Annotated in this window: 31 protein-coding genes and 1 tRNA gene; 16 read left to right on the top strand and 16 right to left on the bottom strand. The window is 66.1% G+C overall.

What is annotated here, in order from left to right; all coding sequences use genetic code 11:
• Window positions 1-220 precede the first annotated feature (220 nt).
• On the top strand, window positions 221-631 hold the full coding sequence (locus MGN01_RS14085; protein WP_147047346.1) for a hypothetical protein: 411 nt from the start codon (window positions 221-223) through the stop codon (window positions 629-631).
• Window positions 632-638: 7 nt separating this feature from the next.
• Here the strand turns inward: MGN01_RS14085 and MGN01_RS14080 are convergent, their stop codons facing one another.
• Together MGN01_RS14080 and MGN01_RS14075 are read right to left on the bottom strand one after the other, a co-directional pair.
• Window positions 639-1,370, bottom strand: coding sequence for a M48 family metallopeptidase (locus MGN01_RS14080; protein WP_147047570.1), 732 nt, complete (start codon window positions 1,368-1,370; stop codon window positions 639-641).
• A gap of 183 nt (window positions 1,371-1,553) precedes the next feature.
• Window positions 1,554-2,828: a polyhydroxyalkanoate depolymerase gene (locus MGN01_RS14075; protein WP_147047344.1), complete on the bottom strand. Its 1,275-nt coding sequence runs from the start codon at window positions 2,826-2,828 to the stop codon at window positions 1,554-1,556.
• A gap of 186 nt (window positions 2,829-3,014) precedes the next feature.
• Between MGN01_RS14075 and MGN01_RS14070 the strand changes: the two genes are divergently transcribed.
• From MGN01_RS14070 to MGN01_RS14060, 3 genes are all read left to right on the top strand, one after another.
• Entirely contained in the window at window positions 3,015-4,388 is a 1,374-nt protein-coding gene (locus tag MGN01_RS14070) for an ActS/PrrB/RegB family redox-sensitive histidine kinase (RefSeq protein ID WP_147047568.1), read from the top strand.
• 36 nt (window positions 4,389-4,424) lie between these two features.
• Window positions 4,425-5,027, top strand: coding sequence for an ActR/PrrA/RegA family redox response regulator transcription factor (locus MGN01_RS14065; protein ID WP_147047342.1), 603 nt, complete (start codon window positions 4,425-4,427; stop codon window positions 5,025-5,027).
• Window positions 5,028-5,093: 66 nt separating this feature from the next.
• Complete coding sequence (locus MGN01_RS14060) at window positions 5,094-5,345, top strand: hypothetical protein (protein ID WP_174804592.1); 252 nt, start codon at window positions 5,094-5,096, stop codon at window positions 5,343-5,345.
• 6 nt (window positions 5,346-5,351) lie between these two features.
• Here MGN01_RS14060 and MGN01_RS14055 read toward each other — a convergent pair whose 3' ends face one another.
• Window positions 5,352-6,275 carry a 3'-5' exonuclease gene (locus MGN01_RS14055; RefSeq protein ID WP_147047340.1) on the bottom strand — a complete coding sequence of 308 codons (924 nt, stop codon included), beginning with the start codon at window positions 6,273-6,275 and terminating at the stop codon, window positions 5,352-5,354.
• 449 nt (window positions 6,276-6,724) lie between these two features.
• Between MGN01_RS14055 and MGN01_RS14050 the strand changes: the two genes are divergently transcribed.
• The 3 genes from MGN01_RS14050 (at window position 6,725) to MGN01_RS14040 (ending at window position 8,038) form a co-directional block, all read left to right on the top strand.
• A complete protein-coding gene (locus MGN01_RS14050) occupies window positions 6,725-7,204 on the top strand; it encodes a PAS domain-containing protein (RefSeq protein ID WP_147047338.1) in 480 nt (159 codons plus the stop codon).
• Between the two features lie 115 nt (window positions 7,205-7,319).
• Window positions 7,320-7,395, top strand: a tRNA-Thr gene (locus tag MGN01_RS14045).
• Window positions 7,396-7,477: 82 nt separating this feature from the next.
• Window positions 7,478-8,038: a methylated-DNA--[protein]-cysteine S-methyltransferase gene (locus MGN01_RS14040; RefSeq protein ID WP_238258666.1), complete on the top strand. Its 561-nt coding sequence runs from the start codon at window positions 7,478-7,480 to the stop codon at window positions 8,036-8,038.
• Window positions 8,039-8,043: 5 nt separating this feature from the next.
• Here the strand turns inward: MGN01_RS14040 and MGN01_RS14035 are convergent, their stop codons facing one another.
• The 3 genes from MGN01_RS14035 to MGN01_RS14025 all read right to left on the bottom strand — a co-directional run bounded on the left by MGN01_RS14035 (window position 8,044) and on the right by MGN01_RS14025 (window position 12,127).
• Window positions 8,044-9,435: a polyhydroxyalkanoate depolymerase gene (locus tag MGN01_RS14035; RefSeq protein ID WP_147047336.1), complete on the bottom strand. Its 1,392-nt coding sequence runs from the start codon at window positions 9,433-9,435 to the stop codon at window positions 8,044-8,046.
• 397 nt (window positions 9,436-9,832) lie between these two features.
• Complete coding sequence (locus tag MGN01_RS14030; protein WP_147047334.1) at window positions 9,833-11,266, bottom strand: NAD-dependent succinate-semialdehyde dehydrogenase; 1,434 nt, start codon at window positions 11,264-11,266, stop codon at window positions 9,833-9,835.
• Window positions 11,267-11,338: 72 nt separating this feature from the next.
• Window positions 11,339-12,127: a class II glutamine amidotransferase gene (locus MGN01_RS14025; RefSeq protein WP_147047332.1), complete on the bottom strand. Its 789-nt coding sequence runs from the start codon at window positions 12,125-12,127 to the stop codon at window positions 11,339-11,341.
• A gap of 383 nt (window positions 12,128-12,510) precedes the next feature.
• On the opposite strand from MGN01_RS14025, the gene MGN01_RS14020 reads away from it, so the two are divergent.
• Window positions 12,511-12,906, top strand: coding sequence for a response regulator (locus tag MGN01_RS14020; RefSeq protein WP_147047330.1), 396 nt, complete (start codon window positions 12,511-12,513; stop codon window positions 12,904-12,906).
• A gap of 88 nt (window positions 12,907-12,994) precedes the next feature.
• On the opposite strand, the gene rpsU is transcribed toward MGN01_RS14020, so the two are convergent.
• From rpsU to MGN01_RS13995, 5 genes are all read right to left on the bottom strand, one after another.
• Entirely contained in the window at window positions 12,995-13,306 is a 312-nt protein-coding gene (gene rpsU / locus MGN01_RS14015) for a 30S ribosomal protein S21 (RefSeq protein ID WP_147047328.1), read from the bottom strand.
• Between the two features lie 254 nt (window positions 13,307-13,560).
• Window positions 13,561-13,800 (bottom strand): DUF2188 domain-containing protein, encoded by a 240-nt coding sequence (locus tag MGN01_RS14010; protein WP_147047326.1) that lies wholly within the window; start codon window positions 13,798-13,800, stop codon window positions 13,561-13,563.
• Between the two features lie 64 nt (window positions 13,801-13,864).
• Complete coding sequence (locus tag MGN01_RS14005) at window positions 13,865-14,092, bottom strand: hypothetical protein (RefSeq protein ID WP_147047325.1); 228 nt, start codon at window positions 14,090-14,092, stop codon at window positions 13,865-13,867.
• A 454-nt stretch (window positions 14,093-14,546) separates the two neighbouring features.
• Window positions 14,547-15,107: a glutathione peroxidase gene (locus tag MGN01_RS14000; RefSeq protein ID WP_147047323.1), complete on the bottom strand. Its 561-nt coding sequence runs from the start codon at window positions 15,105-15,107 to the stop codon at window positions 14,547-14,549.
• 76 nt (window positions 15,108-15,183) lie between these two features.
• A complete protein-coding gene (locus tag MGN01_RS13995; protein WP_147047321.1) occupies window positions 15,184-15,591 on the bottom strand; it encodes a response regulator in 408 nt (135 codons plus the stop codon).
• Window positions 15,592-15,818: 227 nt separating this feature from the next.
• Here MGN01_RS13995 and argJ point away from each other — a divergent pair, with 227 nt between their 5' ends.
• Genes argJ through MGN01_RS13980 form a run of 3 tightly spaced genes read left to right on the top strand, consistent with a single transcriptional unit; the run spans window position 15,819 to window position 18,213 of the window.
• Window positions 15,819-17,075, top strand: a complete 1,257-nt coding sequence (gene argJ / locus MGN01_RS13990) for a bifunctional glutamate N-acetyltransferase/amino-acid acetyltransferase ArgJ (RefSeq protein ID WP_147047319.1) — start codon at window positions 15,819-15,821, stop codon at window positions 17,073-17,075.
• On the top strand, window positions 17,072-17,794 hold the full coding sequence (locus tag MGN01_RS13985; RefSeq protein ID WP_147047317.1) for an SIMPL domain-containing protein: 723 nt from the start codon (window positions 17,072-17,074) through the stop codon (window positions 17,792-17,794). Before argJ ends, MGN01_RS13985 begins: the two co-directional genes overlap by 4 nt.
• A complete protein-coding gene (locus MGN01_RS13980) occupies window positions 17,791-18,213 on the top strand; it encodes a (deoxy)nucleoside triphosphate pyrophosphohydrolase (protein WP_147047315.1) in 423 nt (140 codons plus the stop codon). The genes MGN01_RS13985 and MGN01_RS13980 overlap by 4 nt, the downstream gene beginning before the upstream one ends.
• A gap of 86 nt (window positions 18,214-18,299) precedes the next feature.
• Here the strand turns inward: MGN01_RS13980 and MGN01_RS13975 are convergent, their stop codons facing one another.
• Window positions 18,300-18,659: a DUF427 domain-containing protein gene (locus tag MGN01_RS13975; protein ID WP_147047313.1), complete on the bottom strand. Its 360-nt coding sequence runs from the start codon at window positions 18,657-18,659 to the stop codon at window positions 18,300-18,302.
• Complete coding sequence (locus MGN01_RS13970; protein ID WP_147047312.1) at window positions 18,656-19,558, bottom strand: methyltransferase domain-containing protein; 903 nt, start codon at window positions 19,556-19,558, stop codon at window positions 18,656-18,658. The genes MGN01_RS13975 and MGN01_RS13970 overlap by 4 nt, the downstream gene beginning before the upstream one ends.
• A gap of 136 nt (window positions 19,559-19,694) precedes the next feature.
• Here MGN01_RS13970 and MGN01_RS13965 point away from each other — a divergent pair, with 136 nt between their 5' ends.
• Window positions 19,695-19,919 (top strand): hypothetical protein, encoded by a 225-nt coding sequence (locus MGN01_RS13965; protein ID WP_147047310.1) that lies wholly within the window; start codon window positions 19,695-19,697, stop codon window positions 19,917-19,919.
• Window positions 19,920-20,684 carry a ComF family protein gene (locus MGN01_RS13960; RefSeq protein WP_147047308.1) on the top strand — a complete coding sequence of 255 codons (765 nt, stop codon included), beginning with the start codon at window positions 19,920-19,922 and terminating at the stop codon, window positions 20,682-20,684. It abuts the gene before it with no gap.
• Between the two features lie 33 nt (window positions 20,685-20,717).
• Here the strand turns inward: MGN01_RS13960 and MGN01_RS13955 are convergent, their stop codons facing one another.
• Window positions 20,718-21,062: a hypothetical protein gene (locus MGN01_RS13955; RefSeq protein ID WP_147047306.1), complete on the bottom strand. Its 345-nt coding sequence runs from the start codon at window positions 21,060-21,062 to the stop codon at window positions 20,718-20,720.
• 307 nt (window positions 21,063-21,369) lie between these two features.
• Here MGN01_RS13955 and MGN01_RS13950 point away from each other — a divergent pair, with 307 nt between their 5' ends.
• Window positions 21,370-22,335, top strand: coding sequence for a L,D-transpeptidase (locus tag MGN01_RS13950; RefSeq protein ID WP_238258126.1), 966 nt, complete (start codon window positions 21,370-21,372; stop codon window positions 22,333-22,335).
• Window positions 22,336-22,399: 64 nt separating this feature from the next.
• Here MGN01_RS13950 and MGN01_RS13945 read toward each other — a convergent pair whose 3' ends face one another.
• Window positions 22,400-22,768 (bottom strand): hypothetical protein, encoded by a 369-nt coding sequence (locus tag MGN01_RS13945; RefSeq protein ID WP_147047302.1) that lies wholly within the window; start codon window positions 22,766-22,768, stop codon window positions 22,400-22,402.
• Window positions 22,769-22,891: 123 nt separating this feature from the next.
• Window positions 22,892-23,953 (bottom strand): alpha/beta hydrolase, encoded by a 1,062-nt coding sequence (locus MGN01_RS13940; RefSeq protein WP_147047563.1) that lies wholly within the window; start codon window positions 23,951-23,953, stop codon window positions 22,892-22,894.
• Between the two features lie 191 nt (window positions 23,954-24,144).
• Between MGN01_RS13940 and meaB the strand changes: the two genes are divergently transcribed.
• Window positions 24,145-25,134, top strand: coding sequence for a methylmalonyl Co-A mutase-associated GTPase MeaB (meaB, locus tag MGN01_RS13935; protein WP_147047561.1), 990 nt, complete (start codon window positions 24,145-24,147; stop codon window positions 25,132-25,134).
• Entirely contained in the window at window positions 25,131-25,766 is a 636-nt protein-coding gene (locus MGN01_RS13930) for a pyroglutamyl-peptidase I family protein (RefSeq protein WP_147047301.1), read from the top strand. The genes meaB and MGN01_RS13930 overlap by 4 nt, the downstream gene beginning before the upstream one ends.
• The last annotated feature ends 302 nt before the right edge of the window (window positions 25,767-26,068 follow it).

The raw sequence follows: 26,068 nt of genomic DNA, 5'->3' as shown, positions 1-26,068 counted from the left end.
AGGCTGGCGGCCCAATTATGGAAGCGGGACGCCGAGACGAGCGTCAAGCGGTCCGGAGATCGGTGGATGCATCCAACCCGTCAGACTGTGCGCGGTTTCGGCTTTCGCGGACGAAGACCATCGTTCCGAAACGGCGACAGCGGCGAGTGTGGCCGAACCGGACTATCGCTTGGCCGTTTCACGATCTAAGCCTGACCGAAAGCTTCGATCGGAACCGCCCATGAACCGCAAAGCGCTCCGTAGCCTCGCCATCTTCGCACCGCTGCTTCTCGCGAGCACGGGCGGTGCGTCGGCTCTGTCTCTGCCTTTCGAGGAATCGGAATACCTGCCTCCCGAGGAGACGACGACCTATGTCGAGCGCTCGCTGAACCATCAGGCGCCGCTCACCATCGAGCACCCGCCTGTTGCGTCCAGCGGCCGTCGGGGCCGTCGCTCGGCGGCGATCGCGGGGTTCTGTCACGAGGGCGGGACGATCACGCGCCGCGACTCGCTCGGCCAGCCCGTACTCCGGCAGCGCGAGGTCTGCGATAACGTGGCGCCCCGCAACCTCTGGCCCGGTCACACGGACCCGCGTCCGGCCTGGCCGGCGCCTCGCATCATCGACCGGGCGACGCTGCGCAGCCGGGGCTGAGCGGCCCTCAGCCGTAGCGGTGCAGTTCCGAGCCGTACCGTTTCAGCCAGCGCTCGGCCTCGTCGACATTCGGGCAGACGGACTCGACGAGGTTCCAGAACCGAACCGAGTGATTCATCTCGCGCATATGCGCCATCTCGTGCGCAACCAGATAGTCGAGCACCATGGGGGGCGCGAGGATCAGCCGCCACGAGAAGTTCAACTCGCCGCTCGCCGTGCAGGAACCCCAGCGGCTGCGCGTGTCCCGCACCGTAATGCGCCTGGGGCGCTCGCCGAGGCGCGCTGCGTAGACCTCGGCGGCGGAGGTGAGGTCGCGCCGCGCCTCGCGCTGCAGGAAGTCGCGGACCCGGCGTGATAGGTGGGCGGCGTCGCCGGAGACCACGATCATCGCCTCCTCGCCGGCCCGCTCGACGGTGCAGGCAGCGCGCCCCGTGCGATGGACGATCCGGTGCACCTCTCCGCGCAACGGGATGTCGGCACCGGACTCGAAGGTGACGCGCGCCGGGACCTTTGCCAGCCGTGCCACGATCCAACCGCCGTGGCTGACGGCGAATTTCTGAGCGACCGCCAGGGAAGTGCGGCTCGGCAAGGTCATGATGACCTCGCCCGTGGCGTTCGAGACCCGCAGCGTGAGCCGCCGCGCGGTCGGGCGCCGCCGCAGGACGATGTGCAGGTCGACGCCCTCGTGCCGGATCTCCAGAAAATCCGGATCGGGCGTACGCAGCAGCATGGATCTCAGCGCGATGGCCATGGTGTCGCTTTGCGGCCTCCCGTTCGCCGCGTTCGAAACTTCGTACAAAGCTGGCCATCACACTGGGGCGAAAGCGTGAGCGACAGCCGCATTGCCGAGAGGGTGATGCCGGCCTGGTCATAGCGGCGCATCCACGCGCTTGCCATCCTCCAGCCAGGCTACGCCATACGATCAGCCGACCTCCCGCAGGTGGCGGCCCGAGGACTGTCTGCCTTCCATGGCGCGGATGAAGCGCGCAATGCGCGGCGCGATCACCGAGCGGAAGCGCGAGCCGTTGAACACACCGTAATGGCCGACCCTCTCCTGGAGGTGGTACGCCTTGCGCTCCGCAGGCAGGTTCGGCGTCAGGTCGAGGGCCGCCTTGGTCTGGCCGACGCCTGAGATGTCGTCGTTCTCACCCTCGACGGCGAGAATCGCACAGCGGCGAATGGCGCTGAGGTCGACCGGCGTATCGCCGTGCATCATCTCGCCCTTCGGTAGAGCATGATCCACGAACACGGTCTGCACCGTCTGCAGATAGAACTCCGCCGTCAGGTCCATCACGGCGAGGTATTCGTCGTAGAAGTCGCGGTGCTTCTCCGCCGATTCGCCGTCGCCGGTGACAAGGTGATGGAACATGTCGCTATGCGCCGTGACGTGGCGGTCGAGGTTCATCGCCATGAAGCCCGAGAGCTGCAGGAAGCCCGGATACACACGCCGGAACACGCCCGGATAGATCGGCGGCACCACCGTGATGCAGTTCTGCTCGAACCACCTCATGCCGCGCTCCTGCGCCAGGCAGTTGACGGCGGTAGGCGACCGGCGTGTGTCGACCGGTCCGCCCATCAGTGTCATCGAGACCGGGATGTTCGGCGAATTCTCTGCCTCCATCAGGGCGATGGCTGCGATCACCGGTACCGCCGGCTGGCAGACCGCCATGACGTGCAGGTCTGGCCCAAGATCCCGGAAGATGTCGCGCAGGTAGTCGATATAGGCGTCGAGGTCGAACACGCCGTCGAGCAGCGGCACCATACGGGCATCGGTCCAATCGGTGATGAACACCTGATGGTTGGGCAGCATGGCCTCGACCGTGCCACGCAGCAGCGTGGCGTAGTGGCCGGACATTGGCGCGACGATGAGAAGCTTCGGATCGGGCTCGGCCGGCCCACGTACGAAGCCGCGGTCAAAGGTGATGACTTGGCAGAAGGACCGGGACCAGACGACGCGCTCGGAAACCGGTACGACGTTGCCGTCGATCACCGCGCTCTTGAGATCGAAGGCGGGCTTGCCGTAGCGGCGCGTTGCGCGCTCGAACATCTCGCAGGCAGCGGCGACCGGCCGGAAATACTGCGAGTAGGCCAGAGGGTTGGCTGGGTTTTCCAATCCGTGCCGCGTCATGTCCGCGGCAACGCGAGCCGGCGCCAGCATCGCCCTCATCGCTTCGTACCAAGCGTAGGCGAGGTCCATGACGACTTCCCTTGTGCGCACGTGTACCGACGCGTCTTAACAATCGACGGCGCCCGGCAGAATTGATCTTTTCGGCAAACTCCTGTCCCGGGAACCAATCGGTGTACCATCCTCTTCCCGGATTGATCTGCACCGGCGTTGACGGGTCGGTTGCTGCGCGATGGGATCTGAACAATCGTGAGTGAGATGGGCAGCGGATCCGTCGTGAACGACGCGCGGCATCTCCGGCTCGACACCTTCGTGCGCCTGCGCTGGCTCGCCCTGACCGGGCAGAGCGCTGCGGTGCTCGGCGCGCAGTTCGGGCTTGGCCTGCGCCTGCCCTTCGGCTGGTGCTTCCTGGTGATCGCGATCTCGTCGTGGTTGAACCTGGCGCTTCGGATCCGCTTTCCCGCAAGCTACCGGCTCAGCGACGATTCCGCCGCGCTGCTGCTCGCGTTCGACATCGTGCAGCTCGCGGCGCTGCTGTTCCTCACCGGGGGATTGCAGAACCCGTTCTCGCTGCTGTTCCTCGCGCCCGTGCTTATCTCTGCCACTGCCCTGCCGCCCGAGCGGACCCTGGCGCTCGGCATGCTCGCGATCGGGCTGGCGACGTTGCTGGCGCTGGTGCACCAACCGCTGCCCTGGTTCGCCGACGGGCGCATCGAACTGCCGTTTCTCTACGTGTCCGGCGTCTGGACGGCGATCCTGCTCGGCACCGCGTTCACTGGTGTCTATGCCTGGCGCGTCGCCGAAGAGGCGAGACAGCTGGCCCAGGCGCTTGCGGCGACCGAGCTGGTGCTGGCGCGCGAGCAGCACCTCTCGCAGCTCGACGGGCTGGCGGCCGCGGCGGCGCACGAACTCGGCACACCGTTGGGCACCATCATGGTCGTAGCAAAGGAGCTCGACCGGCAGCTCGGTCCCAGCGCGACGCTGGCGATTGCCGACGACCTCAAATTGCTGCGCGACCAGGTGGATCGCTGCCGCGGGATCCTCTCAAAGCTCACCTCCCTCGACGAGGACGAAGGCTTCCTGCAGACGCTGACTTTCGGCCACCTGATCGAGGAGCTGGTCGCACCGCAACGGGCTCTTGGCATCGTCGTCGAGGTCGTCAAGGGCGGGGAGGGGCCGGAACCGTCCTGTCGGCGGAACCCTGGCGTGATGTTCGGCCTCGCGAACATCCTCGATAACGCCGTCGACTTCGCCGAATCACGCGTGGTGATCCAGGCGCGATGGACGCTCGACCGGGTCTCTCTCGAAGTCCGGGACGACGGCCCCGGCTTCCCGAGTGAGGTGCTGCTGCGTGCCGGCGAGCCCTACGTTACCACCCGCAGCCCGGCCCCCTCGACGGCGCCCGACTCCGTCGGGTCGGGGCTCGGCCTCGGATTGTTCATCGCCAAAACCCTGATCGAGCGATCGGGCGCGCAGCTCGCGCTATCGAATGACACAGGCCCCGACATGCGCGGCGCCGTGGCCCGAATTTCCTGGGCGCGGCACATCTTCGAGCGTGGATCGGTCGCCGGCGAATTTATCGCGCACAATTCGGTTCGACCCCTGCCGGAACGCGTCGCCGCACCCATATAAGTCGAAGATTAGGTGACCGACCAAGAGGATAGTCGCATGCTCAGTCACAGCGGCGCGCCGACCCACGGAAACGATGCGGGGGTGCTGTCTGATTCCGATCCGCTCGCCGCGTTCAGCGACCGCAGCCTGCTGATCCTCGACGACGACCGTCCGTTCTCGACCCGGCTCGCGCGGGCCATGGAGGCGCGCGGCTATCAGGTCCAGGTCGCTGAGAGCGTGGCCGAGGGCGTCGCCGCGGTCGACCGCGAGCCGCCTGCCTTCGCCGTCATCGACATGCGGCTCGGCGACGGGAATGGCCTCGACGTCATTGCCCGGCTCAAGGAGCGCCGGCCGGAGGCGCGCGGCGTGGTGCTCACCGGTTACGGCAACATCGCGACGGCCGTTACGGCCGTGAAGCTCGGCGCCTTCGACTATCTCGCCAAGCCAGCCGATGCCGACGAGATCCACGGTACGCTCATGGCGCAACCGGGCGAGCGAGCCGATCCGCCGGAGAATCCGATGTCGGCGGACCGCGTACGCTGGGAGCACATCCAGCGCGTCTACGAGCTGTGTCAGCGCAACGTGTCCGAGACCGCGCGCCGTCTGAACATGCATCGGCGTACGCTGCAGCGGATCCTCGCCAAGCGCGCCCCGCGCTGACCTGCAAGCGAGCATCGGTTGCACGCGCGGGTGCTCTCGCGCTACTGCGCGTGAACGCCGAATTGGATGACAGGGTCTCAGCCCGTGAACACCCGTAACCTGATCACGATCGTCAGCCTGATGGTGCTGGTCGGGACCGAGGTCTTCGCTGCAGCAGTCGCGGCCGGCTGGGCGCTGGCCGGTTTGTTCGAGCTCGGCGATACGATCGGCCACGTCCTGATGGCGTTGTTCAGCCTCGGCGCGGCCTGGATCATGCTGCAGCTCTGGCGCCGCGCCGTCAGCATCGAGCCGTTGCGCACGCCCGCTCGGCGCCGCTGAGGCGGGTCAGGCGAAGTCAGCCTGCCTGCGTAGCTCGACTGGCGCTCTGTCGCGGCTCGGCTCGACAGGCGCACCAGACGCCAGAATGCGGAGACGCAAGCGCTCGACATCGCCGAGATTGCCGGACATCAGATCGGTGACGTCTCCGTCGATCATCGCATCGACATGGCGGCAGCGCCGACGGTGTCGGCCAGCTGTACAGTCGCAGCGCAGATAGAGCCCGAAGCTGCGCTCCTCCAGCACCACGTCGTAACGGTTTCCCTTGCTGCCACGGACCGAGAACCGCAGGGCTGGCGCAGCCTTGGGCTGTCTCCGCCCGGCGAGCAGCGCGCGCGAGGCTGTCGAGTTCGAGGCCTCGGAATCAGGGACGTAACCGCCAGGGATGACGACCGCTGGAAGCCTCAGGGCCCGCGGTAGATCCGAGACGCTGTCGGAGCCGGTCTCGCGCATTGCCGCCAGGGCGATCTCAGCACAGGCATAGGCATCCTCGCCCGCATCATGGTGCTCGAAGCGGATACCGAGGCGCGCGGCGACCTTGGCTAGCCCGCACCCGGCAGGATCGGGAAAAACCTGCCGCGCGATCCGCAGCGTGCAGAGGTATCGCAGAGGCGGCACCGGCCGGCCCCAGGCGGCGAGCGAGGCCGAAAGCACACCCATATCGAAGCCCGCATTGTGCGCGAGCACCAGCCTGTCCGTGAGGTCCGGCAGGAACTCCGCCATGGCTTCGGGCAGGTTCGACTGATCGCGTACATCGGCGGGCAGGATGCCGTGGATGCGGATGTTACCCGGCGAGAAGCGCAGCTCCGGCGGTCGGATCAGCCGGGTTTCGCGCCGCACGACGCGACCGCCTTCGATCCAGGCGAGCCCGACTGCGCAGGCGCTGTCCCGGCGCTCGTTGGCCGTCTCGAAATCGATCGCGATCGCGTCCATGCGGCCGACCATAGGGGAAGCGCGAGTCCGGCATCAATCACCCAGACTGCGACACGCTGCACTGGGGGGAGATACTGACGACCCAGCCGCGACCCGAAGGGCTGATCAGCGAAAGGCAAAATATCGCATTGCACCAATGGTTGAGCCTACTTGCATCGAAGTTTTTTTCATGTTTTGACCATTGCGTCCGTACACGGCTCAGCATGAGAGCCCAGACTGGTCATCCCGGTCATGGCGTCGGAGCAGCAACCGCCCCCGGAAGCTGTTCAGGCACAATCCTGTTGGGTTGGACGATCTGGAGTGCGCGCCCGCCGGCGCTCACCGACGAGCCTCGGGCGGCCTGCGAAAAGCAGCCGGGAGGCTCACAGGTACACGCGACAGATGGGGGCAAACGGAGACCGGCCGCGGTCTTCGCCCTGGGCTTCGGCTCGTCTGTTGCGGGAGGCACTATGGACCTCGAAGGCATCGACTACGATTTCGACGCACCGGATTCCGACTGGAATTACGAGCCCTCGCGGGCCGAACTGTTCCGGCAGATTCCTGCAGCCCTTTACACGACCGATGCCGAGGGCTGGCTCACCTATTACAACGATGCGGCGGCCAAGCTGTGGGGCTTCCGCCCCGTGCTGGGTAAGGCTCGCTGGTGCGGCGCCTGGCGGCTCTTCGAGGCCGACGGATCCGAGCTGGCTCACGACGAGTGCTCTATGGCCGTTTCGTTGAGGGAAGGCCGCGCCGTTCGCGGAATCCAGCACATCCTTGAGCGACCGGATGGCCGCAAGATCTGCTTCATGCCTTACCCGACGCCTCTGCGCGACGCCTCCGGCCGGGTTACGGCAGGCTCGAACATTCTGCTCAAGATCGATCGCTCGATCTGTAGCGCCGTTGCCGCATCGAGCTGGGCCGGGTTTGGCGCGCGCGGGATGTGGTGATTGCAGGCTGCGGAGAAGTTGACACCGTGCTCGCGCCAGCCTTGCCAAGGCGCGGTACGGTCTCTAAGAGCCTGTGCCCAACGGGACGGCTCGGCCATTGATCCGAGTCGGTTCAGCCGCTTTAGCTCAGCTGGTAGAGCACCTCATTCGTAATGAGGGGGTCGGGGGTTCGAATCCCTCAAGCGGCACCACCTGATCCCCATGATCTTCGAACCGAATGAGCTTTCCTGCGCCTTGGCGGATGGGACAGTCGACGTGCGGGGAGATCAGTTCATGCCAATCCCAGTCGGCACATCCACGCCCCTCGAAACCCCTCTGACGGCCTGCGTTCATACGACCATGCCGTCGCCGGTTGGCGCGCTCACGCTTGTAGCCAGCGAACGTGGCTTCGCGGCAGTGCTGTGGGAGGGCGACGATCCGTTGCGGGTCCGTGTCAGCACGAGCCGTGAGGATGCAGGGCATCCGGTGCTGGCCGAAGCCCAACGGCAGCTGACAGAGTATTTCGCGGGGCGGCTCCGCAAATTCTCGCTCGCTCTCGATTTCCAGGGCACGCCCTCTCAGCAGCAGGTCTGGCAGGCACTCCTGACGATCCCCTTCGGCGAGACGCGGTCCTATGGGCAGATCGCCGTTCAGATCGGTCAGCCCAAAGCGGTGCGGGCGGTTGGCGCGGCGAACGGAAAGAATCCAATCTCGATCATCGCACCCTGCCACCGGGTCATCGGCGCGTCGGGAAAGCTGACTGGCTTCGCGGGAGGTCTGGGGACGAAGAGCTTCCTGCTCAGGCTGGAGGGGCGACGAGACCTGCTCGACTTGGACGGTCTCCCCAACGCCTGATCGACTCAGCGCGCCCGAGCCCCTTTTCCAACCAGCAGGCGCATTTCGCCGCCGGTATCATTGATCGATCGACCACTGCGATTGGCCGTCATGCCCCGGTGCCAATGGTGCTCGCTCGGGCGATGGTCGGCGTGCCCGGCATGCGAATGCCGATCGCTGCGGATCACGTGAGACATGGCGTGGCTGCCGCGGCGTCTGCTGACGACGATTGGCCGATCGGCGTCGTCCTGCGTGAAGACGATGATCTTCGGCACAATCTCGGCGCGGAAGCGCGATCCGTTGAAGATGCCGTAATGCCCGGCCTCCGATTGGAGATGGTAGGCCTTCGCCTCCGCCGGAAGGTTCGCGGCGAGCTCCAGGACTGCCTGCGTCTGGCCGATTCCGGTGATGTCGTCCTTCTCGCCCTCGACGGCCATGAGGCGGCACTGACGAATGGCGCCGAGATCGATCACCCGTCCACGATGCATCAGCTCGCCCTTGGGCAGGGAATGCTCGATGAACACCTTCTCGACGGTCTCGATATAGAACTCGGCCGTGAGGTCCATCACGGCCAGATACTCGTCGTAGAACCGCCGGTGCTTCTCGGCGGATTCGCCGTCGCCCGCGACGAGGTGGTCGAACATGTCCCAATGGGAGCCTGCATGGCGCTCAGGGTTCATGCTCATGAATCCGACGAGCTGCATGAAGCCCGGATAGACGGCCCGGCCTGTGCCGCGATAGCCGTGCGGCACACTCTGGATGCAATTCTGCTCGAACCAGCGAATGCCCTTCTCCTGCGCCATGGCGTTCACGGCGGTCGGCGAGCGGCGGGTGTCGATCGGTCCGCCGATCAAGACGGCCGAGCGCGGCGCGAGCGGATTGCCGTCCTCCTCCATCCGCGCGATGGCGGCAATGACCGGCACCGAGGGCTGGCACACAGCCATTACGTTGAGATCCGGCCCGAGTGCCTCGAAGATTTCGATGCAGTAATCGATATAGTCCGACATGCCGAAGGCGCCCTCGGACAGCGGCACCTCGCGGGCATTCGTCCAGTCGGTGATGAAGACCTGGTGGGTCTCGACGAAGGCGGCGACCGTGCCGCGGAGAAGCGTGGCGTAGTGGCCCGACATCGGCGCGACGAGCAGCATCTTCGGCTTGGTGGTGTCTTCACCGAAGGCGAGCACGCGACAGAACGGTTTCTCCCAGACGACGCGCTCCGGTGTCGGCAGATCGAAGGCAGGCTTCGGGTAGGAGCGGGTCGTCCGCTCGAACATCTCGCAGCCCGCCGAGATGACGTTGTGGTTCGGCGCATATGAGAGCGGATGGAACGGATTCTCGCAGGCCAGCTTGGTCGCCTCCGCTGCCATTCGCATCGGAGTGAGCATGAGATTACGTGCCTCATGCATGAGGTAAAGCATCGCGAGTACTCCCTCGGAGCAGCTCGCGGACCAAGCTGTCCTTCGCGTCTAGAAATTGCGGACGGCAACGCGAGGAGTTGCGAGAAAGTTGCGTGAACGGAAGTTCATTCCGTTATCAAACAGGATTTGGCGTCGATTCACGCTCAAGCCTGGTGGCTGCAAACTTGTCTTAGGGAGACTTGTGCCGTCACGAGACTCTCATTGCCAAACGGTGAAAATGTCTAGGTAGGAACGTCGGGCAATGAGGGCGGCGTCGTCAGTGCGAGCGCAGCGAAGCAATCCAAGGCTAACGCTGACGTCGCGGATGTGGTTCTGGATTGGTTCGCATGGCCGCAGCGAGAGGCCGGATGGTCTCTCGCCAGTTCAGATGCGCACCGCGCCTAGCAGGTTTTCAACCTCAAAAATTCGCCTGCGTGACGAACTTCGTCGTGAGGTAAGCCTCGATTGCCTCTGATCCGCCCTCGCTGCCGTAGCCGGAATCCCTGACGCCACCGAAAGGCGTCTCGGGGAGGGCGATGCCGTGGTGGTTGATCGAGACCATACCGGCCTCGATGCTGGACGAGACCCGCGTCGCCCGCTCTGCCGAGCGCGTATAGGCGTAGGAAGCAAGGCCGAAGGGTAGGCGGTTGGCCTCGCGCAGGGCCTCCTCGTCATCCTGGAAGCGGTTGATCAGGGCGACCGGCCCGAAGGGTTCCTCGTTCATGGCACGGGCATCGCGCGGCACGTCGGTCAGGACGGTCGGCTCGAAGAAGTTTCCCCGGTTGCCGATGCGCTTGCCGCCAGTGCGCAACTGCGCGCCCTTTGCCACCGCATCGGCGACGAGCCCCTCGACCGCCTCCAGGCGGCGGCTATGAATGAGCGGGCCCATGGTGGTCCCGTCCTCCAGCCCGTTGCCGACGCGGATCTTCCGCGCCGCCTCTGTGAATCCGTCGACGAAGCGATCGTAGACCCGCTCCTGCACGAGGAAACGGGTCGGCGAGACACAGACCTGGCCGGCATTGCGGAACTTATTCGCGCTCAGCACAGTCACCGCCTTCTCGACATCGGCGTCGTCGAACACGATTGCCGGGGCGTGGCCGCCGAGTTCCATCGTGGCCCGCTTCATGTGCTGACCGGCCAGTGCCGCGAGCTGCTTGCCAACCGGGACTGAACCCGTGAACGAGATCTTGCGGATGACCGGATGCGGGATCAGGTAACTGGAGATTTCGGCGGGGTCGCCAAAGACCAGTCCCAGCACATCGCCGGGCACGCCGGCGTCGAGGTAGACATGGACGAGCTCCCGGCAGCTTGCCGGCGTGTCCTCCGGGGCTTTCAGGATCACCGAGCAGCCCGTGCACAGCGCGGCCGAGATCTTCCGCACAGCCTGGTTCAGGGGAAAGTTCCAGGGAGTGAAGGCAGCAACAGGGCCGATCGGCTCGCGTACCACGATCTGCAGTACGCCATCGGCCAGCGCCGGGATCACACGACCATAGGCGCGGCGGCCCTCTTCGGCGAACCACTCCATCACGTCGGCAGCGACGCCGCACTCAATGCGGGCTTCCGCAAGGGGCTTGCCCTGCTCGACGGTGAGCAGCCGGGCGATGTCCTCGGTGCGCTCGCGCATCAGCGCTGCAGCCCTGCGCAACACCTTGCCGCGCTCGAAGGCCGAGACCTTGCGCCAGGCCGCGAAACCGCGCTCGGCCGCCTCCAGCGCCTCGTCGAGATCGGCCCGCGTGGCGACGGCAATCTGGCCGAGGGTTTCCCCGGTGGCGGGGTTCAGGTTCGGCAGCGTCGCGCGCTCGCTACCATCGCGCCAAGTACCTGCGATGTGGAGCTGAACGGAGTGGTTCATCCTGGAGGGCCTTCGAGCATCGTGATGCAATGCCCTCCAGATAGGGATCGAGGCCGTCGGCTCCAGTGCAGGTCAGGCAGCGATCCGGCACACGTCTCCGCCTTTTCGGACGATCGCGGGATGGCCACGCGTCGCCTGGAGCGTCGCGCCCTTCGGCACCACCTGCCAACCCTCGCGGCACCCGTCGATCGGCTCAGACACGACGACGATGCCGGCCTCCGATTCGCGGAAGTACAGGCTCGGCGGGCGCCCGTCGCAGGCCCAGCGGTAGGCCGTGAGCGTGACGCCGTCCGTAAGCAAAGCCGTGAAGCGCAACGGCTCGGTGATCTTGGCGGCCTGCATCAGGTCTCGGACGGTAGCGAAGGTCGTTTCCATCGCACCGATCGGATCTTCGGCGAGGCCATTGGCGAGCGCGAGCAGGAAGATCGCCTCGGAGTCGGTGGTGCCCCGGCGGTGGTCGTAAAGGTCGTCCGGGATCAGCGCTTCAAGCCCACGCTTGATACGGTGGTAGCCGCCAATCTGGCCGTTGTGCATGAACAGGTGCCGACCATGCGCGAAGGGGTGACAGTTGGCACGCGTCGTCGCGGTGCCGGTCGAGGCACGGACATGGCCGAAGAAGGCGCTGGCGCGTACCTGCGAGCAGAGATTGACGAGGTTTTCGTCCGACCAAGCTGGGCAGACGTCGCGGTAGACGCCGGGCTCCTGCCGCTCACCATACCAGCCGATTCCGAATCCATCGCCGTTGGTCTCGGTCTTCGCCTCCGTCGCGTGTAGCGACTGGTGCACGAGCGAGTGCGTCGGCGCGCAGACGAGTTCGTTGAGGAAGACCGGCTCACCGAGATAGGCGAGGAAGCGGCACATGGCTCACGCACACCCTGTTGCTGCGCGGGTCCAAGATCCGCCAGCGGACATCCAGACTTCTCGGTCTGCAAGATACGGGCCGAATGGCTACGCTTTTGCCGACGAAGATTTATCATCTGGCAAGGGCAGTGAACGAACCGTTAACCATGATCGAACGTTAGCGCGTGACGATCCTTCGCCATACGTCGTGTCCAAGCATTGGCTAGGATGGAAAATAACCTTGCTTGTTGACGAAAGGCCACACCGCGTTCGACGATGGGTTTTCGACTGATTCGCAGACCGCATCGCCGCGCAAGGCCGCACCCGTGTGTATCGGAGGCCGCTCCGCTTGGTCGCGATGCGGTGAGACTATGCCCGAACGCCCCCAGCCCCGAGGAGATTCCATGGCCCAGCATGACCCCGCGGACTGTCCCGTCGCGCTCGTGGTCGAGGATGATGCCGCGATCCGCGACCTCGCCTCCGCCGTCCTCGAAGAGACCGATCTCGACGTAATCGCCTGCTCAAGCGCAGAAGCGGCGATCTCCGTGCTTGAGCGGCCAGACGTGAACGTGGCGCTGCTATTCGCCGATATTGGCCTCGAAGGAAAAATGGACGGGCTCGCACTGGCTCGGACGGTCGAGAAGCGCTGGCCGAAGGTGCGAATGGTGGTCACGTCGGGCAACGCCGGCGATCGCAGCGAGTCCCTGCCGCGCCGTGCCGTCTTTATGCAGAAGCCCTGGCGCGCCTTCGACGTGCTCGTTCAAGCCGATCGGGCGACGATCGCCAACCGCGCAGCGTGACCAACGAAAACAGGCCCGCGCCGCAGAGGGCCGGGCCTGTTTTCGTTGGTCCAGATCGGCCGGGCTGAATAACCCGGCCACAATCGACTTACGAAGCGACGTTGGTCGCGGGAGCGGCGCTGGCCGACGGAGCGGCTGACGGGAAACCGCCGGGACGACGCGGGCCGCCGGTACGGGGCTTCGGCTTCGGAGCGGCGATCAAGCCCTCGCGGATCGCAGTCTTGCGAGCCTGCTTGCGCGCGCGGCGGACGGCCTCGGCCTTCTCACGAGCCTTGCGGACGGAGGGCTTCTCGTAGGCCTTGCGCTGCTTCATCTCGCGGAAGATGCCCTCGCGCTGCATCTTCTTCTTGAGGACGCGAAGCGCCTGATCAACGTTGTTGTCGCGAACAAGTACCTGCAACTGTCGTCATCCTTCGGGTTTAATCTGTTTGATCTGCGGACCGCGCCGGATCGCCATGCTCGACGGGCAAAACCGCCAAGCGTTCCAAGCCCCGGGGATCTTCCCGAGTGGAACGTCCTGACGGCAAGCGATTCGGCGTGGTCAATTCGCCTTGCGGGTCGCCTTACACCAAGCCAACGCGACTTGGAAGACGCCGAGCGACGCGCGCGGGCAACACCGCGCACTCGTGTTTCAGGGAGCCGAGGACTTCTGCCTCAGCCGTCGACGTCCGTCTCCGGCCGGTCGTTGCCCTGGGACGTCTCCAGGCGGCGGGAGCCGCGGGCGTCCTGATACTCGATGGTCCGGTCCTCGTCGGGTATGCGCTGCTCCGACGCCGCAATCCGGGCAGCACGCAGGGCGTCGTCATGGCTTGGGAAGGTCTCCGAGATCGTGTCCCCAACCTTGTAGGCATATCCGCCGTCATGCTCGATGACGTGATAGGTGACGTTGCTCATCCCGTACTCCCTGTCGTTCTCACCAGCGAACGGCCGTCGTTCGTAGCGGTTCCGGTTCGCTGTTTCAGTGCCGCGTCGCAGGCGCGCCTGCATGTCGGGCGACGGCCGCCTGGCAACCCGCGATGAGCGATCCTCGCGCGTTTTCCGGGTCGAAGCCGACACCGTTCGGGAACGCCATGACCTGGACTGTGTCGTCGTCTTCGCAGCGGATACGGGCAACCCATCCCTCCGGCGTCCGCTCGAACAGGACCTCGTAGCTGTTGCCGTCATGCTCGAACCGATGCGGGTCCATTCTTCGCTTCTCCATGCGGCCAGTATCGGGCCGTACTGTCGCCATATGGGGTGCCGCCCTACCATCGCGGGAGACCCTGCCCCCATGAGATGGAACGTGATGCGCGCGGTGAGACTCGGCCTGATCCTTCTTGCGGCCACCGCGGCATGGCCTGCGTCGGCGCAAGGCTTTCCCGGCAGCACGGTCGGTCTCGGCGCCGCCGGAGTGCCATCGAACCCATTCGCCTCGAATTATCCGTCCGAGCCGCCACCAGTCGCGATCGGACGATCACGCGGGCGGGGCGACGCTCGGCATGGCAGGAGCGCACCGCATTCCGCAGGCCGATTGCGGCCACCCGCTGACATTCCGCGGGCAGAGCGCATGCGATAAGCACGGTCGACTGGGGCCATGGCTTCGGCCCCTTCGCCGTCCTGCTGGCGGCCGGCCTCATCCTCGGACCGATCGTGATGACGGCTTAGGCTGAGCCGAGCTCGGCGACGATGGCGCTGATGATCCGCGGGTCGCTCGGTTCGACCTGCGAGGCGAAGGCCGCGCGCAGGCTGCCGTCGCGGCTGACCAGGTATTTGTGAAAGTTCCACTGCGGCGTCTGCCCGGGCATCTCGGCCGCGGCCCAACGGTAGAACGGGTGGGCCGTCGCGCCGCGCACATGGGTCTTATCCGCCACCGGGAAGGTCACGCCGTGGCTCTTACGAACGGCATCGGCGATGGCCACGCCGTCAAGCGGCTCCTGGTTGCCGAAATCCGGTGAGGGCACCGCGATCACGGTGAGCCCGCGTTCGCCGAAGCGCGTCCAGAGGCCTTGCAGCCCGGTGAGCTGCCCCGCGTAACCGCAGGCTGTCGCCGTGTTCACGACGAGAAGTGGCTTGCCAGAATACTCGGCAAGGGGAAGCAGGCCGCCGCCCGGCTTCGCGAACGAGAAATTGTGGGCGTTCGAATTCCTGTCTTCGCCGGCTCGCGCCCCGTTCGCGGCGAGTGCACCGAGCAGGACGAGGCAATCGCGACGCAGCAGGGACATGGCCAACTCCGAGATCGATGGCTCAACATACCGTGTCGTCTAGGAAAAGCGATGCTGCCGCCGTCGCTCTGGGCTCTCAGGCCCTTGCCTGGAGTGCCTCGCGGACAGTGCCGGTAAGAGTGCCGTCCTTGGCATCCGGGGAAACGACGAGCGCATCAGGCACGCAATCCACTACCTCTTTCGCGTGGCTCGCGAAGATGATGGCGAGGTTCGGCCGGAGCGCTCTCGCTTCGACCGCCAACCGGGAGCAGCGAAGATCGCCGTGTAATTCCGCGTCGGTGACGAGGACGTCCATCGGCACGCCGAGCGCGAGGATAGTCAGCGCGTCGACGCCGCTATCGACGGTGGTGGCGTTGTAACCGGCCCGCTTGATTTCGGTGCTGACTTCGTCGCGCCAACGCTTACGGCGGCCGGCGACAAGAACCTGTACGCCGTAGCAGCCGCCTTGAACCTCGCACTCTGCCAGAGCCGAGGCATTCCTCATTCCGTCCTGTCGCGCAGTCGCCGGATTAGGTTGCATCGCAACAGGCTAGACATGGGATTTGGATTATTCAAGTTTCGGCTCGATCGAGGGCTTTGTTTTGCACTGCACTGCCCCATTGCCGCAGCGAAACAGCCCTGATCGCTGCGGTTGACGCCCGCCGCTGAGCCAGGGCAACAGGGCGCCGCTGCGGATGTTTTCTGCGGTTGTGAACGACGAGGCGCGGATCGATGGCTTCTCAAGCGGCAACGCCCGTATCTCCGCTCGCGCCGGGCCACTCGCCAGAGCTTCCGGCCATTGCAGGAATCCGGCTGGCCACGGCCCAGGCCGGTATCCGCTACACGGGCCGCACCGACGTTCTCTGGGTCGCGCTCGATGAGGGCACGACGGTGGCCGGTGTGTTCACGCGCTCGCGCTGCCCCTCGGCCGCCGTGGACTGGTGCCGGGAAGCCCTGGCTGCCGGCAACGGCACGGCCCGCGCACTCGTCGTCAATTCCGGTAACGCCAATGCCTTCACCGGGCTCAAGGGCCGCGAGGCCGTCTCGCTGACCGCCGACATCGCGGCGAAGGCCGCGCCCTGCGGACGTGAGGAGGTCTTCATCGCCTCGACCGGGGTCATCGGCGAGCCGCTGGACGCCAACAAGTTCGACGGCGTGCTCGCCGATTGCGCGGCTCGCGCTGAGGATGGCCCTCGCGCCTGGGACGCCGCCGCCCGCGCGATCATGACCACTGACACCTTTCCGAAGCTCGCCACGCGGACGGCCGAGATCGACGGCAAGACGGTCACGATCAACGGCATGGCCAAGGGTGCCGGCATGATCGCGCCAGACATGGCGACGATGCTGTCCTTCGTCTTCACCGACGCCGCTCTGCCTCAGGGTGTCCTCGGCGAACTGCTGACCGAGGGCACGGGCAAGAGCTTCAATTGCGTCACCATCGACGGTGACACCTCGACCTCCGACACGCTGCTGCTCTTTGCGACCGGCAAAGCCGGCAACGCCGCCGTCGAGCGCGCCGACGACGCCCGGTTGGCAGGCTTCCGCACTGCCCTCGACGATCTGCTGATCGAGCTGGCCCAGCTCGTCGCGCGGGACGGAGAGGGCGCGCGCAAGCTCGTAACGGTCGAGGTCGAGGGTGCGGAGAGCGATGCCTCGGCCCATCGCATCGCGATGTCGATCGCCAACTCGCCGCTGGTGAAGACGGCCATTGCCGGCGAGGACGCGAATTGGGGCCGTGTGGTCATGGCCGTTGGCAAGGCCGGCGAGCCGGCCGACCGTGATCGGCTCACCATTTCCTTCGGCGACGTGCGCGTCGCTCACGAGGGTGCCCGCGATCCCGATTACAGCGAGGAGGCGGCCAGCGCCGTGATGCGCGAGCCGGAGATCACGGTGAAGGTCGAGATCGGCCTGGGGCAGGGGAGGGCGCGGGTCTGGACCTGCGATCTCACCAAGGAATACGTCGCCATCAACGGAGATTACCGCTCGTGAGGGCGTCTGCTGCCGCTCTGCTCGGCGTCGTCCTCGCTCTCTGCGGTCCTGCTTTCGCAGGTGATGACGATCGCGCCGGCCGCATCGGCGTAATCGGCCGCGCTCAGATCGAGACGCCGCCGGACTTCGCCTCCGTTGAGATCGGCGTGCAAACCAAGGGTCAGACACCCGCTGCCGCTCTCGACGCCGCCAGCAGCGCCGCCAAGGGTATCATCGCCACGGCGAAGGAGCTGGGCGTCCCCGATGCAGACATCGGCACCTCATCGGTTACCCTCCAGCCAGTGAGCCGCCAGATCCGCCAGCCTGACGGATCGTTCCGCGAGCAGGCCGACGGCTACGCAGCCTCAAACCGAGTCATGGTACGGCTCGGCGACATGCCTAAGCTCGGCGAATTGATGCGCCGCGCGCTCGATGCCGGCTCCAATCGGATCGACGGCGTGAGCTTCGGCCTGCGCGATCCGGGCCGGGTGCAGGCTGAGGTCCAGGTCGCTGCAATGAAGGATGCCCGCGCCCAGGCCGAGCGGCTCGCCGAGGCCGCAGGGCTGAAGCTCGGCCCAGCGCTCTCCATCGCTTCGCCGCCGCGCGCCGAGCACCCGCGGCCGGCGCCTTACGCTGCAATGGCGCGATCCGTCGCCAAGGATCGTGTCGCCGTGCCGGTCGAGGCTGGCACGATCGCGACGGGCGCCGAGGTCGAAGCCGTCTTCGCGATCGTGCCGTGAGCGAGGCGACGCCGTTGCGGCTGCTCCTCGTCGTTGCGGTGGCGCTCGTCGATACGGACGGGCGGGTGTTGCTCGCGCAGCGGCCGCCGGGCAAGCAACTGGCTGGCCTCTGGGAATTTCCCGGCGGCAAGGTCGAGCCCGGCGAACGTCCCGAGGCAACGCTGATCCGCGAACTTGCAGAGGAACTCGGCATCGTCGTCGAGGAGCCGTGCCTCGCGCCCCTGACCTTTGCGAGCCATGCCTATCCCGACTTTCACCTCTTGATGCCGCTCTATATCTGTCGACGCTGGGAGGGCACGCCGCGCTCGATGGAGGGGCAGGCTCTGAAATGGGTGCGGCCGGGCGGCTTACGCGACATGCCGATGCCGCCGGCAGACGCGCCGCTAATCCCGTTCCTGGTCGATCTGCTCGGGGCCTGATCAGGGGAGACGGGAAAGGCTCCTTCGTTTTCTTAGAAGCCGTGGCGCATCTGCGGCCGAGACGAACCCGTCGGCAGGATGAACCCTCAACCTTCCTCGATCGCGTCGACCTTGTCGGGATAGAAGGCGAGGTACTCCTTGATCCGCGCCACTGCCGGGAACGGCTTCTCGTAGCTACAGACCGCAGCCTGTCGTGGCGGCCCGCCGACGTCGAGGTCGAAATAGTTCGCCTCACCTTTGTAGGGGCAATGCGTAGTCCGGGCGTTTCGGGCGAAATGATCCCACAGAGCGTCTTCCCGCGGGATGTAGAGGACCTCCGGATAGGACGCCTCCTTCAACGCTAGTGCGCGCGTGGTATCGGCGACGGTGATCCCGTTCGCGATCACGCGGATGCGGCCGGCATGCGGGGCAATGGTGATTGGATGGTCAGGGCCGGGTTCCTTCATCGGGTGGTTCCTCCGGAGGGATCGACGACGTGTTCCGGTGTCCCGAGTGCATCGGCGAGGCGGGCCTGGGCGCTGCCGGGCTTCAAGGGCTTCTGCTGACTCTCATGCGGCACCCAGCCGGAGAGCCAGATCAGCTCGAAGGTCGCGCGCAGGCGTCCGTCGGGATCAGCGAAGCGCTCGGCATAAATCTCGGCAGCCCGCAGCAGCGTCGCACGCCGCAGCGGAGTGCGGCGGCGCTCGGTCAGGGCATTGGTCAACCCCATGGCGCGCAGGTCGCGCATCAGCGCGAACGGATCGGCATAGCGCACGGTGATGCGCTCGGAATCGGTCACCGGCAGGCTGAACCCGGCCCGCTGCAGCAATCCGCCGAGGTCGCGCACCTCCGCGAACGGTGCCACGCGCGGGCTGATTCCGCCCTCGACTTCGCTCTCGGCAAACTGGAAAGCCTGGCGTAGCTCCGTCAATGTCGCGCCGCCGAGCAGACATCCGACAAACAAACCGTCGGCCTTCAACGCCCGGCGCAACTGCACGAGCGTTCCAGGCAGATCGTTGGCCGCGTGCAATGCCAGCAACGAGACCGCGAGATCGAACTGCCCATCGCTGCCGAAGGGTAATGCCTCCGGATCGCCGACGATGCCGAACCGTTCGCCCGGCTCAGGAACTGGGCTCATGCGCACGACAGCGTCGGTGCGTCCGCTCGCACGTAGCCACCGGACTGCCGAAGGCGACGGAGTGCCGAGATCGAGCGCGAGCGGAAACCGGCGCAGGACCGCTGCTAGGCGTTCGTCGAGGTCCTCGACGGCGCGCGCCAGCAGAAAGTCGGCGTAGCCCGCGCGGTGTGCCCGAGCGAGGCGCTGCCTTACGAGGGCGGTATCGAAGAGGGGAGGGGGCTGGCTCATCGTCGCGGGAGATGGGGCAGAACCGGCCTCGACGCCAGAGTGCCCCTGGCGCGCGGACGTCATCAAGATCGCGAGACAACGGGAACGGGATGCCGGCGCCACCGTTACAGCTGCGCTTTTGAGCTGGGAGATGTCCATGTCACGCTTTCTCACCGTCACCGCGCTTGCCCTTGCGCTCGCAGGAATCGGCACTGCGGCGGATGCCAAGGGATGCCTGAAGGGCGCGCTCGTCGGTGGTCTTGCCGGACATGCGGCCGGGCACGGCGTCATCGGTGCGGCCGGCGGCTGTATGGTCGGCCGTCACTACGCGAACAAGAAGGCCAGGGCTCAGCAGCAGGGACAACAGCAGGGCGCGCGCTGATTGGCTACATTGCGGAGCGCATTCGCCGGTGGCCTGCGCTCCGCGCTCGGCGCGGTGCTCGGGCTGGTCTATCCGCCGACCTGCATCGCCTGTGGGCAGGCGACGGCGGAGCCGCACGCGCTCTGTCCGGCCTGTTGGTCGGGCCTACGGTTGATCGAACGGCCTTACTGCGAGCGGTTAGGCACGCCGTTCGCGCTCGACCTCGGGGTCGGCACACTGCTCAGCCCGCGCGCCATTGCCGAGCCGCCGGTGTTTCAGAGGGCCCGTGCCGTCGCCCTGTATGACGGAACGGCGCAGGATCTCGTCCGTCGCCTGAAGTACGGGGACCGGCTCGATCTCGGCCGGGCCATGGCCCGGATGATGGCGTCCGCCGGCGCCGAGTTGATCGCCGAGGCCGACCTCGTGGTGCCCGTGCCGCTGCACGCCCTTCGCCTATGGCGACGGCGGTTCAACCAGGCGGCACTACTCGCGCGCAGCGTGGCGAAAGCCTCGAACCTTCCCTGCGATGTCCGAGCGCTCGCCCGCGTGAAGCGCACACGCCCCCAGGTCGGCCTCACGCGAGCCCAGCGGGCGGACAACCTGCAGGGTGCCTTTCGCGTGCCCGAAGCCGCCAAGCCGCGGCTTGCCGGACGGCACGTATTGCTGATCGACGACGTCACAACGACAGGTGCTACCGGCAATGCGGCCGCCCGCGCGCTCCTGCGGGCCGGTGCCCGTCAGGTCGATCTCCTGACCTTCGCGACGGTCTCCGCCGAGACGGCTTGACAGCGCCCAGCCACCCTGGCGGCAGCACCGACGTCAGGGGCAGATGGCAACCCGTTTGACCAACCAGCCCTGACCGTCCTGCCAGAGTTTGCGGCGTCCCGTGTAGCAGGCGCGATCTCCCTCACCGGATGTCCATACGCCGGTCGGTTCGACGCGCTCCATCACCTTGTCCTGGGTCGTTGGTTCGGTCTTCACCACCTTGGCAGGCTTGGGCTTGGCAGGGTGCTTGCCGTGAGGTTGTGGAATGCGGCTCGCCGCATCTCCCGGCGCGGCTGCGCAGCAAAGGGCGACGGCCAGCGCAAGGCCGAACACATGGAGACGGCGGACACGATGGGCCACGGCAGCGAGATTCCAGTCGGCGAGACGGCTGAGCTTCATGTCGTCGAAGCTGCATCAATTTCAATGATGTTCCGTGACGATTCGGGAGAGTGATCCACAATTTCGCCGCAGACCGACAAGAGTGCTGCCGCCGCACCATCACTATCCCGGTTTCGGTCGATGTCTTCGCAATCCCGCCATTCGCCGGTCGAGCGTCGATAAAGCCATGATGTTGCAGGCAGGAAACAAGATTTCTTGCTATCGGCGTGCCGAGGTGCCGGCCGCTCCGCTCACGAGCATTGACGGACTCGCGAAGGTTCCGCCGGCACCGCATCTGTGAATTTCGAGCGACCCGATGTTCAAAGCGATCTCATCCCTGAACCGGCGCCGGCTTCTGGCCGGCGCCGCATCGAGCCTCGCGCTGATCGGGCTCGCAGGCCCAGTCTCCGCGCAGAGTGCTGGCGGCTACGACGATGCCCGGCTGTATAAGGATCAATACGGGCAGCTCTACCGGAAGCGGGGTGGCGAATACGTTCCCTATAGTGGCCCCGTCGTGAACGGCCGTCCGGTCGACGATCCGAACGCCGCCATGGACGCCGACGGGTACGCTCGCCGCCGGGCTGCACGTTACGGCGAACAACCTCCGGCCAACACGCCTGCCGTTCAAGGCGCTGCGAATGCAGGCGATTTGCCGCCTGAGGGGCAGCCCGGCGCCAGACCTGCGCCGAAGCAGGACGGTTACCCCGTGCCACAGCGGGAGATCGACAACGGTCCGATCGATTTCGCGCGCGCCTACGGCCCGGTTGAGGGCGAGCCCTTCAACGTGCCGGCGATCAATATCAAGACCTTCAACAAGGCTTTCCTACGAGCCGAGGTCGACTACCGCACGAATGAGCCGGTCGGCACGATCGTCGTCGATCCGCGCGCCCATTACCTCTACCTCGTTCTGCCGAATGGCCGGGCGCGCCGCTACGGCGTCGGCGTGGGCAAGCAGGGCTTCTCATGGAACGGCACCGCGACGATCAACTCGAAGCAGGCTTGGCCCGATTGGTATCCGCCGAAGGAGATGATCGAGCGCCGGCCGGACCTGAAAGCGGAGGTCTCAAAGCTGCAGAGTGGCGTTGGCGTTCCCGGCGGCCCACGCAACCCGCTCGGCGCGCGCGCGATGTATCTCTGGCAGAACAACAAGGACACGCTGTTCCGCATCCATGGAACGACCGAGCCACACTCGATCGGCAAGAGCGTGTCATCCGGCTGCATCCGGATGATCAATCAGGATGCGATCGACCTGTTCAGCCGTGTTCAAGTCGGTACCCGCGTCGTCGTGCTCTAATCGAGTACGCTCGCTGCGACGATGTCGAAAAGAAAACGGCCCCCGATCGGGGGCCGTTTTCGTTTCAGGCGTCGAGGTGTTCCTGCTCGTCGTCGAGGTCGACCAGGAAGACGATGTCAGCCTCGTCCTCCTCGTCATCGTCCTCGTCGAGATCCGCCTCGCCGGATGTCGCAGCCGTCTTGTCGTGGTGCGGATCGGCCTCGAAGTCGCCCTCACCGTCGTCCTCGGCCAGCGCCTGCTCGAACTCGTCGGTCTCGTCCTTGGTCGAAGCGCGGATCTTCAACTCGGAGGTGCCATTCCAGAGCGGCTTGCCCTCACTCGTCATCGTGCCGATGTCTTCCTTGAAGCCATCGCAGGTGAAGAGATCGCGGGCGGTCTCCTCATCGGCGTTGATGACCGCAATGGCTTTGCCGTCGATCTCAAGAGTGAACATCGCGCGCGGATCCTGTCGAGGGAATGCAGCGCTCCTGTAGAGGCTCGGCCATCCCACGTCGAGGCGGATCAGGGCGCTTTCCGAGGAAGAGGACGCCGGTTACCCGAAAGAAAGCGCGCGGCTCTAGGCGCCGCCGCGCGAGATCGCCCGCTTCACCACGGCCTGCACCTCGGGATTCGAGAGGAACAGGTCGTGGTTGATCAGGCCACCGCCGTAATCGGAGGCGTCCGCGACGCGCACACCGAGCGCTTCGAGACGGTCGCGGTCGGCGGCGCCCGCCCGTGTCCCGCCGGCGAGCACGCCGGAGATTTCCAGCGCACGGTCGTTCGTCGACGAGATCACAGTGATCTTGTGAACGTCCGGCCCTAACCGTTCGACGCCGTTGGTGAACAGGTCGATGTCGATGTCGGGGGCGGCGAGCACCACCGCGCCGATCCGTCCCATCGCGGCCTCGCCCGCCTCCGCGCGCAGCATCCGCAAGGTCTCGAGGGTGAGGAGCGTGCCCATCGAGTGCGCCACGATGTTGATGCGGCCGCCCGAGGGCGATGCCGCAAGCGCCTTCAAAAGATCCTCGAAGGCATCGCGCGACCACAACGCACTCTCACGGTCGTAGCCGTAGTCGAGCGTCGCGGCGGCGGACGGCCAGGTGAACAGGCCCGACGCGCCGCGGAATCGGATGCCGTCTGACAGCATCGCGGCGCTGACCGCCGCCGATTCGAAGCTCTCGCGATAGCCGTGGACGTAGATCAGCACGTCGCGACCGAAGGCGGATTGCGAGAAGGCGGAGGCCGCATTGGCGCCCGTCTCCACCTGCTGGATCGACCGGATTCCCCAGTCGCCGCCGACCACCGACGAGACCTTGCCGATCAGCGACCGGTCCGGTGCAGACATCCGCACCTCCGCGAAACTCAGACCACGTCCGCGCTCCGAGCCGAAATACGGTGACTTCAAGCCGCCGCCCACGGCCTTCCGGGTGGTTGCGACGAGGAGGACGGGGCTGACGTCGAGGGCGGATTGCTCGCTGGAGCCCCCCACGACCGTGCCGGTGGCGAGACCATCGACGACGCAGCCGGACAATCCGGGCGCAGCGGCTGCGGCACCGAACAAAGCGGCGATCTGGACGATGGAGCGCCGAGTCGGCTCGGCCGCCTCAGCGTTCTTCGGGCGCAAGTCTTGCCACCTCATCGTACGACGCCCCTTCTGCCGGGTAGACGCCACTGCGCCCAGCTTCTCGCGCAGCGTCTGACGCATGATCTTGGCCATGGCGAGGCAATCCGCCGCTTTCCCCGTTCGGCTGAAGGTGTCGGGATCGATCCGTGGCATCGCCGGCGCATGCCCTCTCGACGAAAGGGCGCCGGCCCGGCATGAAGCCTGCCATGGTGCCTTCCCTTCCCGACATCGACGCGCTCCGTGAGCGGCTCCTCGCCGGGGACCGTGCGGCCCTGGCCCGAGCGATCACCCTGGCCGAGTCACGGCGTGCCGATCATCGTGCCGCGGTGCGTGACCTGATCGACGCGGTCCTGCCCGAGACAGGCAAAGCAATCCGTGTCGGCATCACCGGAGTGCCGGGCGTCGGCAAGTCGACCACGATCGATACCCTCGGCAGTCAGCTGACCCGGGCCGGCCACAAGGTCGCCGTCCTCGCGGTCGACCCGTCATCGACGCGCACCGGTGGGTCGATCCTCGGCGACAAGACCCGAATGGCCCAGCTCGCACAGGACCGGAACGCCTTCATCCGGCCCTCGCCATCTTCAGGCACGCTGGGTGGCGTCGCTGCCAAGACCCGCGAGACCATGCTGCTCTGCGAGGCGGCCGGGTTCGACGTCATTCTGGTCGAGACGGTGGGTGTCGGCCAATCCGAGACCGCGGTGGCCGATCTCACGGATTTCTTTCTCGTCCTGATGCTGCCCGGCGCGGGCGACGAGTTGCAGGGCATTAAAAAGGGCATTCTCGAACTCGCCGACATGATAGCGGTCAACAAGGCCGATGACGGGGAAGGCGAGAAGCGCGCGCGGGCCGCCGCGTCCGACTATCGCGCCGCTCTCCACATCCTGACGCCGGCTTCCGCCACCTGGACGCCGCCTGTCATCACGATCTCAGGCCTTCACGGCAAAGGGCTCGACGACCTCTGGGCAAAGATCGAGGACCATCGCCGCAGGCTCACCGCGACTGGCGAGATCGCCGAGCGGCGCAGGCGCCAGGACGTGAAGTGGATGTGGGCGCTGGTCCATGAGCGACTGCACCAGAAACTGACCGGCAGCGCCGAGGTGCGGAAGGCGACGGCAGAGGCGGAGAAATCGGTGGCGACCGGCGAGCATTCGCCGGCAGCCGGCGCCCAGGCGATCTCCGAGCTGATCGGTCTTTGAACACGCAAAAGCTCCTGATCGTCGGCTTCGGCGCCTTTCCAAAGGTGCCGATCAACCCGAGCGGGCTGCTCGCCCGCCGCATCGCGAACGCGGCGCGCCTGAAGCTGCTCCTCGGCGCGAGGCCGGATTGTCGGGTTCTGCGAACGACCTATGCAGCCGTCGGTACGGAACTTGAGCCGGCGCTCGCCGGGGCGCCGGATGCGGTGCTGATGATCGGTGTTGCCATGCGCGCCCGGAGGATCCGCGTCGAGTCGAGAGCCCGCAACCGAGCCCATCTGCTCTTTCCCGACGCCGACGGACGGCTTCCTCCGCACCTCTTTCTCCACCGCACGGGTCCCACGCAGCGAACCAGCCGACACGCACGGGCTGCGCTTGCTGCCTTGCGACGGCGCGGACTCGACGCCGGCCTGTCCCACGATGCAGGCGCCTACCTCTGCAACGCTTCCTACTATCGTGCGCTGGCCGAGAGTCGACCGACGCTCTTCCTGCACATTCCCGGGTTGCGCGACGCCGGCCGGCCGACCAAGCATCGGATGTCCCGTCGCAACCGGCCGCTTGATGTTTGGGCCCAGGCTTTCACCGACGTTGCCCTGATGCTGCTCGTCCAGGCACGAACACAGCACCATCAATAAAATTGTTCGGTAGGGGGAGGGGAGTCACGCAGACGAAAGTCCCGGCGGATGCGGTACCGTCAGAGAGGGTACACCCCGCTCTCGGAAGGCCTCTGAGACCGCTCCCGGTCGCCCCAAAACGCCATTCTTCGCTTCGCCTGCATTTTTCTTGTTGACCTCGAACGGGGCGATCCTTATACGGCTGTTCATCGGCGCCGGCCGCGAGAGCGGAACGGGCGCCGACGCGTCTTCTGAGACTGTCGCGGATGGTTCGATCCGGTTCTAACCGGTCGGCCTTCTGTTGTTTTCTTCAGCGGTGCGGA

Source organism: Methylobacterium gnaphalii, assembly GCF_007992215.1.
Classification (GTDB): Bacteria; Pseudomonadota; Alphaproteobacteria; order Rhizobiales; family Beijerinckiaceae; genus Methylobacterium; species Methylobacterium gnaphalii.
Note: the sequence above shows the minus strand (reverse complement) of the source record. Positions and strands in the feature narration are given on the sequence as shown.

Coding starts and splice junctions, on each gene's coding strand:
- MGN01_RS14085 (WP_147047346.1), top strand. CDS start 221: ATGAACCGCAAAGCGCTCCGTAGCCTCGCCATCTTCGCACCGCTGCTT.
- MGN01_RS14075 (WP_147047344.1), bottom strand. CDS start 2,828: ATGGACCTCGCCTACGCTTGGTACGAAGCGATGAGGGCGATGCTGGCG.
- MGN01_RS14070 (WP_147047568.1), top strand. CDS start 3,015: ATGGGCAGCGGATCCGTCGTGAACGACGCGCGGCATCTCCGGCTCGAC.
- MGN01_RS14065 (WP_147047342.1), top strand. CDS start 4,425: ATGCTCAGTCACAGCGGCGCGCCGACCCACGGAAACGATGCGGGGGTG.
- MGN01_RS14060 (WP_174804592.1), top strand. CDS start 5,094: ATGACAGGGTCTCAGCCCGTGAACACCCGTAACCTGATCACGATCGTC.
- MGN01_RS14055 (WP_147047340.1), bottom strand. CDS start 6,275: ATGGACGCGATCGCGATCGATTTCGAGACGGCCAACGAGCGCCGGGAC.
- MGN01_RS14050 (WP_147047338.1), top strand. CDS start 6,725: ATGGACCTCGAAGGCATCGACTACGATTTCGACGCACCGGATTCCGAC.
- MGN01_RS14040 (WP_238258666.1), top strand. CDS start 7,478: ATGCCAATCCCAGTCGGCACATCCACGCCCCTCGAAACCCCTCTGACG.
- MGN01_RS14035 (WP_147047336.1), bottom strand. CDS start 9,435: ATGCTTTACCTCATGCATGAGGCACGTAATCTCATGCTCACTCCGATG.
- MGN01_RS14030 (WP_147047334.1), bottom strand. CDS start 11,266: ATGAACCACTCCGTTCAGCTCCACATCGCAGGTACTTGGCGCGATGGT.
- MGN01_RS14025 (WP_147047332.1), bottom strand. CDS start 12,127: ATGTGCCGCTTCCTCGCCTATCTCGGTGAGCCGGTCTTCCTCAACGAA.
- MGN01_RS14020 (WP_147047330.1), top strand. CDS start 12,511: ATGGCCCAGCATGACCCCGCGGACTGTCCCGTCGCGCTCGTGGTCGAG.
- MGN01_RS14010 (WP_147047326.1), bottom strand. CDS start 13,800: ATGAGCAACGTCACCTATCACGTCATCGAGCATGACGGCGGATATGCC.
- MGN01_RS14005 (WP_147047325.1), bottom strand. CDS start 14,092: ATGGACCCGCATCGGTTCGAGCATGACGGCAACAGCTACGAGGTCCTG.
- MGN01_RS14000 (WP_147047323.1), bottom strand. CDS start 15,107: ATGTCCCTGCTGCGTCGCGATTGCCTCGTCCTGCTCGGTGCACTCGCC.
- MGN01_RS13995 (WP_147047321.1), bottom strand. CDS start 15,591: ATGAGGAATGCCTCGGCTCTGGCAGAGTGCGAGGTTCAAGGCGGCTGC.
- argJ (WP_147047319.1), top strand. CDS start 15,819: ATGGCTTCTCAAGCGGCAACGCCCGTATCTCCGCTCGCGCCGGGCCAC.
- MGN01_RS13975 (WP_147047313.1), bottom strand. CDS start 18,659: ATGAAGGAACCCGGCCCTGACCATCCAATCACCATTGCCCCGCATGCC.
- MGN01_RS13970 (WP_147047312.1), bottom strand. CDS start 19,558: ATGAGCCAGCCCCCTCCCCTCTTCGATACCGCCCTCGTAAGGCAGCGC.
- MGN01_RS13965 (WP_147047310.1), top strand. CDS start 19,695: ATGTCACGCTTTCTCACCGTCACCGCGCTTGCCCTTGCGCTCGCAGGA.
- MGN01_RS13955 (WP_147047306.1), bottom strand. CDS start 21,062: ATGAAGCTCAGCCGTCTCGCCGACTGGAATCTCGCTGCCGTGGCCCAT.
- MGN01_RS13945 (WP_147047302.1), bottom strand. CDS start 22,768: ATGTTCACTCTTGAGATCGACGGCAAAGCCATTGCGGTCATCAACGCC.
- MGN01_RS13940 (WP_147047563.1), bottom strand. CDS start 23,953: ATGAGGTGGCAAGACTTGCGCCCGAAGAACGCTGAGGCGGCCGAGCCG.
- meaB (WP_147047561.1), top strand. CDS start 24,145: ATGGTGCCTTCCCTTCCCGACATCGACGCGCTCCGTGAGCGGCTCCTC.